Source organism: Mesorhizobium sp. M7A.F.Ca.US.006.04.2.1 (assembly GCF_004022915.1).
In the GTDB taxonomy this organism is placed as follows: Bacteria; Pseudomonadota; Alphaproteobacteria; order Rhizobiales; family Rhizobiaceae; genus Mesorhizobium; species Mesorhizobium ciceri.
Window position 1 is genome coordinate 1 of record NZ_RZQA01000346.1, and the last position, 6,135, is coordinate 6,135.

At 63.0% G+C, this 6,135-nt stretch carries 6 protein-coding genes; 2 read left to right on the forward strand and 4 right to left on the reverse strand.

The features are described from left to right. Together EN925_RS18895 and EN925_RS18900 are read right to left on the reverse strand one after the other, a co-directional pair. Nucleotides 1–1,171: NAD(P)/FAD-dependent oxidoreductase (locus tag EN925_RS18895; RefSeq protein ID WP_245487240.1), on the reverse strand; the 1,171-nt coding region annotated here is incomplete at its 3' end. A 44-nt stretch (nucleotides 1,172–1,215) separates the two neighbouring features. Continuing rightward, nucleotides 1,216–1,626, reverse strand: coding sequence for a helix-turn-helix domain-containing protein (locus EN925_RS18900; protein WP_013531060.1), 411 nt, complete (start codon nucleotides 1,624–1,626; stop codon nucleotides 1,216–1,218). Between the two features lie 135 nt (nucleotides 1,627–1,761). Between EN925_RS18900 and EN925_RS18905 the strand changes: the two genes are divergently transcribed. Then, the gene (locus EN925_RS18905; protein ID WP_127385428.1) at nucleotides 1,762–2,655 is read left to right on the forward strand and encodes an SDR family oxidoreductase; all 894 of its coding nucleotides are present in this window, start codon (nucleotides 1,762–1,764) and stop codon (nucleotides 2,653–2,655) included. Between the two features lie 185 nt (nucleotides 2,656–2,840). Here the strand turns inward: EN925_RS18905 and EN925_RS18910 are convergent, their stop codons facing one another. Together EN925_RS18910 and EN925_RS18915 are read right to left on the reverse strand one after the other, a co-directional pair. Continuing rightward, on the reverse strand, nucleotides 2,841–4,760 hold the full coding sequence (locus EN925_RS18910; RefSeq protein WP_127385429.1) for a potassium transporter Kup: 1,920 nt from the start codon (nucleotides 4,758–4,760) through the stop codon (nucleotides 2,841–2,843). Nucleotides 4,761–4,864: 104 nt separating this feature from the next. After that, nucleotides 4,865–5,605 (reverse strand): pyridoxine 5'-phosphate synthase, encoded by a 741-nt coding sequence (locus EN925_RS18915; RefSeq protein WP_127369871.1) that lies wholly within the window; start codon nucleotides 5,603–5,605, stop codon nucleotides 4,865–4,867. 134 nt (nucleotides 5,606–5,739) lie between these two features. Between EN925_RS18915 and EN925_RS18920 the strand changes: the two genes are divergently transcribed. Further along, nucleotides 5,740–6,135, forward strand: a 396-nt coding sequence (locus EN925_RS18920; RefSeq protein WP_164894275.1) for an STAS/SEC14 domain-containing protein, incomplete at its 3' end; no start/stop codon positions are given.

Genomic DNA, 6,135 nt, shown 5'->3' on the forward strand with positions numbered 1-6,135 from the left:
CCACAAGCCTGTCGCGGATGAAGGGCAGCGCCACCGAATCCGACTGGTAGAACGGCGTGAACGCCAGCGACAGCGCCTGGAAGATGCGGACATGCCAGCGCCGCGCCCTCGCATAGGCTTCAAGTGCCGCTTCGATACTGTCCGTCCGCGCCAGCGCATGGCTGAGCGCCGCGGCATCGAGCAGCGCCATGTTGGCCCCTTGCCCGAGCTGCGGGCTGGTCGAGTGCGCCGCGTCGCCGATGATGGCCAGCCGCCGCCCAACCGGCCGCTTCATCGTGTGGTGGCCATAGCGCGCCAGCGAGAGCTGGTCGAAACTGTCGATCTGGCTGACATACGCCTCGCTCTGCGGCCACAGCCGGATCACCCTCTCCTTCCAGGCATCCAGGCCCCGGACGCGCACCTCATCGGCGTTCGACGGCTTCAGGCTCCAGAAGAAGGCCGCCATCTTTTCAGCGCCCGGCTGCGGCCGGCCGATCGGCAGCACGCCGATCATCACGCTCGCTCTGTCGTAGCGTTGCAGCAGCGCGCGCTCATCGAAACCGTCGCCGCGCCAGCCAAGCGAGGCCCAGAACGCGCCATAGGTGAGCGGTCGTGGCTCGCCTGCAGCGCTTGCGCCGCGCAGTTTCGAGCGCGAACCGCTGGCGTCGATGACGAGGTCGAACGGCCCCGCCCTTCGTCCGTTGCCGCAGATCAGCGTCGTCCGTTCGCCCGTCTCCAAGGCCTCGACCTCGACGCCGGTTTCGATGGCGATCGCTTCGCGTTGGGCGGCGCGGAAGAGCACGCCGAACAAGGCCGCCCGGTGCACCGCCAGCCCGAAGCGGCCACCGCGCTGCGCATCGTAGCGGACATCGAGCACGGTACGGCCTGTGGTGGCATCGGCGCCATGCAGGCGGTCGATGCGGCTGCCCAGCGCCAGCATGTCGTCAAGCAGGCCAAGATCGGCCAGCACCGTCAGCCCTGTCGGCTGCAGGATCAGCCCGGAGCCGACCGGCTTCGGCTCATCGAAGCGCTCAAAGACCGTGACCTGATGCCCGGCGCGCTTGAGATAGAGCGCCATGGCCAGTCCCGCCGGCCCGGCGCCTGCTATTGCGATGTCGTAGGAAATGCCAATGCCCCCAAAGCCGAACTGGCCGGGACAATCCTTCAGCAGCCCGGCGAAATCAAGCCGCACCCTGGGGCTTTAGCGGTCGTTCAAGCCTGGGCCTTGGCGGCCGTTCAAGCCTGGGACGCATCAAAATCGGCGCGCGCTGCGCGCACCGCATCATGGTTGAGTTCGGCCCACAGAATCAATTGGTGAAAGGCGCCGAACATAGAGCGCCCGAGATCGGTCAGGCTGTATTCGACGCTCGGTGGTTTGGTCGGGAACACCTCACGATGCACATAGCCATCGCGCTGAAGATCGTACAGCGTCTGCGTCAGCATGCGTTGCGAAATGTCGGGCACAAGGCGCCGCAACTCGCCGAAGCGATAGGGTTTTTCAGCCAGCGCCATCATCAGCAGCGATCTCCATTTGCCGCTCACCCCTTGAATGACCTCGCGAACCGGACAATTGGCAATATTGCCGCCGCCTGAGATGGCCTTATAGACCTCCAACTTCGATTTCAGATTGATGACCTTGCCGTCCATGGCTGGTTCCCTGCGTGTGCCTACCTCCCGAAAAACTGCCTTCTTTACGGCACCACGTCAATTCCTATTTTAGTGCTGGTCTCTTTTTGAGACTGCCACTCGAACCGCCTTAGCGGCGCAATGTCAGGACCTTCCATGAGCGAAACCCTTCTCGTCACCGGCGCTTCCGGCCAGCTCGGCCGCGGCGTCATCCAATATCTCCTGGACAAGCACAAAGTTCCACCGGCAAACATCATCGCCGCCACACGCAATCCGGAAAGCGTGGCCGATCTGGCGCTGCGCGGCGTCGTTGTCAGGGCCGCCGACTTCAACGACGCGGCGTCGCTGGAAACCGCATTCAAAGGCGCCGACAAGGTGCTGATCATTTCGACCGGCGATCTCGATCTCAAAAGCGGCAGGCGCCTGAAGCAGCACGAAAATGCCGTCGCCGCGGCCAAAAATGCCGGCATTTCGCATCTGCTCTACACCTCGATGCCCAATCCGGAGCCGGTATCGCCAGTCCTGTTTGCAGATGACCACTACAGCACCGAGCAGGCGATCAAGGCGAGCGGCATCCCCTACACGATCTTCCGCAACGGCTGGTACCAGGAAAACCTGTTCATGGCCCTCCCGCACGCGATCGCCTCGGGAAAATGGTACACGTCGGCCGGCGACGGGCGCATTGCCCACGGTGCGCGCGACGACATGGCAGCGGCGATCGCCGCCAGCCTCGCTGGCGCTTCAAACGAAAGCAAGACCTACACCTTGACCGGTCCGCACGCCTACACCACGGCAGAGATTGCCGCCCTGGTAAGCGAGGTCACCGGCAAGTCGCTCGATGTCCTGCAGGTTCCGGATGAAGCGCTCACCGAAGGGGTAAAGGCATCAGGCGTTCCCGAGGATTTTGCTGAAGTCATCGTGTCCTTCGACGTCAACACGCGCTCCGGCCGCATCGCCATGGTGACCGACGCGATCGAGACGCTTTCCGGCCGCAAGCCAAAAACGCTGAAGCAGTTCCTCGAGGCGAACAAGGCCGCGCTGGCCGGTTGAAGCGGAGTGACATGGACTGTGCCGCAAGACACAGCTCATTCGCCAGGACATATCGAGATTCAGGTCAGGCTGGACCGAGAATGTGGGTTCCGAGAACCGGAACGGAGCGGACACTTGGTCCGTGAGTACCGGAAGCGCAGGAACCTGCCGTTCGCAGGCCGGCCTCACCTGAATATCGGCATGTCCTAGATGGCCACCTGAGTGCCGATCTCCACCACGCGCCCGGTCGGGATCTGGAAATACTCCGTCGCGTCGGCCGCCGTGCGCGCCAGGCCGATGAACAGCCGGTCCTGCCACACCGGCATGCCGGAATTGGGCGAGGCCTTGAGCGAACGCCGCGACAGGAAGAACGAAGTCGTCATGATGTCGAATTTCCAGCCCTGCTTGCGGCAGATCGCCAGCGCGCGCGGGATGTTGGGCTGCTCCATGTAGCCGAAGGTCAGAGTCACGCGCATGAACAGCTCGTTGACCGTCTCCATCTTGACCCGGTCGCTGTCGGGCACCACCGGCTGCGGCGCGGTCACCACTGAAAGGATGACGTTCTGCTCATGCAGCACCTTGTAGTGCTTCAGGCTGTGCATCAGTGCGGTTGGCGCGCTGAGCGGATCGCTGGTCAGGAACACGGCGGTGCCTGACACCAGCTGCGGCTTCTTCTTCAACAGATTGCCGGCGAGGAAATCGAGCGGGATCTCGTTGCGGCGGGTCTTGTCGAACAGATAGCGGCTGCCGCGCACCCAGGTCCACATGGCCAGCACAATGGTGAAGGCAACGGCCAGCGATGCCCAGCCGCCCTCAAACACCTTGACGATGTTGGAGGCAAAGAAACCGACGTCGATGAAGCCGAACAGCGCCGTCAGCGAGACCGCCAGCCACAGCTTCCATTTCCAGATCCGCGTCATGACCACAAACAACAGCACCGTGGTCACCAGCATGTTGCCGGTCACCGAGATGCCGTAGGCCGATGCCAGCCTGCTGGACTCGCCGAAGCCCACCACCAGCATCATCACCACCAGCGCCAGCAGCAGGTTGACGCGCGGCATGTAGATCTGGCCGGACTGTTTCTCCGACGTATGCAGAATTTCCAGGCGCGGCAGCATATTGAGCTGCACCGCCTGCCTGGTCAACGAGAAGGCGCCCGAGATCACCGCCTGGCTGGCGATGACCGTGGCGGCGGTCGCCAGCACGACCATCGGGATCAGCGTCCAGCCTTCATTCATTTCGAAGAACGGATGGCCGACGACGCCGTTCTTGGCCAGCACGAAAGCGCCCTGCCCGGCATAATTGAGCAGCAGGCACGGAAACACGACCCACAGCCAGGCGAGCACGATCGGCTTGCGGCCGAAATGGCCGAGATCCGCATAGAGCGCCTCGGCGCCGGTCACGGCGAGGAAGATGGCGCCGATGGTGACGAAAGCGACATCGGGCGAATTGATCAGGAATGCGACGATGTAGTGCGGGCTGATCGCCCACAGGATTTCCGGATCGGCGATGATGTGGTTGAGGCCGGAAAGGCCGATCGCCAGGAACCACACCGCCGTCACGGGACCGAACACCAATCCCACGCCGCCCGTGCCGAAACGTTGCACCGCGAACACCATGGCGAGAATGACCAGTGTCAGCGGCACGACATAAGGCTGGAAGGTCGGCGTGACGACGTTCATGCCTTCGACCGCCGACAGCACCGAAATCGCCGGCGTGATGACGGCGTCGCCGAAGAAAAGCGACGCCCCGACGATGCCGATGCCGAGCATCAGCGCCGAGCGCTTGGGGAAACTGCCGCGCGCCAGCGCCATCAGCGACAGCACGCCGCCCTCGCCGCGGTTGTTCGCCCGCAGCACGAACATGATGTATTTGATGGTGACGATGATGGTCAGCGACCAGATGATCAGCGACAAAACGCCCAGGATGTCACCGCGGTCGGCCACCTGTCCGCCGGAAGATGCCACCAGCGCCTCGCGAAAGGCGTAGATCGGACTGGTGCCGATATCCCCATAGACGACACCGAGCGCGCCCAGCATCAGAACCTTGGTGCTGTGCTGTTCGACTTCCGAATGGCTCGATTGTTCGACGGGTTCTGCCTCACTACCAGTATTGGTAAGGGCCATGGACGACACTCCGATAAGCGCGCGGTGCTCTACGCTTGCTGCGATGCAATATCAAGTGCCGTCGCGTAATGGCTGCCATGCCTGCCATGCGAGGCTGCCCATCGCTACCATCCGCAGGCCTTGAGGAACCGACCCACCGTACCGGCCATGCCATACTCCAACGCGTCGGCTGTCAACCCATGTCCGATCGACACTTCGGCCAATGCCGGAATGCGCTTGACCAGCGCCGGCAGGTTGCCGACCACCAGATCGTGCCCGGCATTGACCTGCAGCCCGGCGGCAAGCGCGGCGTCAGCGGTTTTTCCCAGCCTTTCCAGCTCTTTGGCGGCTTTGGCGGAATCTGTGTGATAGCTGCCATATGGACCTGTATAGAGCTCGATGCGGTCGGCGCCGGTGTCGCGCGCGGCCGCCACCCAATCGGGATCCGGATCGGAAAACAGCGACACGCGAAAGCCCCCCTTCTTCAGGCGCTTGACGATCGGTGTGAGGAACGCGGCCTGGGTAGCGAAGTTCCAGCCATGGTCCGATGTCGCCTGAGCCGGATCGTCCGGCACCAAAGTCACCTGTTCGGGCTGATGCTTTTCCACAAGCAACAGGAAATCCTCGGTCGGATAGCCCTCGATGTTGAATTCCGCGCCCGGAAACTCGTCGTCGATCAGCGACCGGATCTCAGGCACATCGGAGTGTCTTGTATGCCGTTCGTCGGGGCGTGGATGCACCGTCAGCCCATGCGCTCCGGCCGCCAGCGCGATGCGGCCGATGCCGGTGACGCTGGGCCACGGCAGGTCGCGCCGGTTGCGCAGCATGGCGATGGCATTGAGGTTGACGGAGAGCTTTGCAGGCATGCGGGTGGCCTCGGAAATCGTTAGACGCGCCCACCTATAATGCCTTTGACGGGAACAGTAATGCCTTTGGTGGGAACAGACTGGGGGTTTCGGGTGTTCCAAGCCTGATGAACCAGCGGGGAAAGGTAGCGCCGATGAATTTTCTTGATGAGGTGCCGGCAATCCGCCGTATCGAGACCAGCCGTGACGACCTTTTCGCCATCGATGTCGTCGGGCACGTTTCCGCGGCCGATGGTGAAAATCTTTTCGGATTGCTGGAGGCAGCCTACGCCCTGCATCCGCGCGTCGATGTGCTGGTGCGCCTCGTCGACCACGACGGCGTCGACTGGGCCGACATCGCTGACGAGACCCTGAAGCAGGGCGCCATTCATGCATTGGAACATGTCGACCGTTGCGCGACGATCGGCGAACCGGACTGGATAGCGGACGCACAACGCTTTCTGCCGTCCTCACCGCCCATCGAAATCAGGCATTTCAGGGCGGAGGACGAGGCTGCCGCCTGGCAATGGCTTGCCGCACAGCCTATCGGG

What these genes read in the sequence shown, in the direction of transcription:
- EN925_RS18900 (WP_013531060.1), bottom strand. Translation starts at nt 1,626, where the DNA reads ATGGACGGCAAGGTCATCAATCTGAAATCGAAGTTGGAGGTCTATAAG.
- EN925_RS18905 (WP_127385428.1), top strand. Translation starts at nt 1,762, where the DNA reads ATGAGCGAAACCCTTCTCGTCACCGGCGCTTCCGGCCAGCTCGGCCGC.
- EN925_RS18910 (WP_127385429.1), bottom strand. Translation starts at nt 4,760, where the DNA reads ATGGCCCTTACCAATACTGGTAGTGAGGCAGAACCCGTCGAACAATCG.
- EN925_RS18915 (WP_127369871.1), bottom strand. Translation starts at nt 5,605, where the DNA reads ATGCCTGCAAAGCTCTCCGTCAACCTCAATGCCATCGCCATGCTGCGC.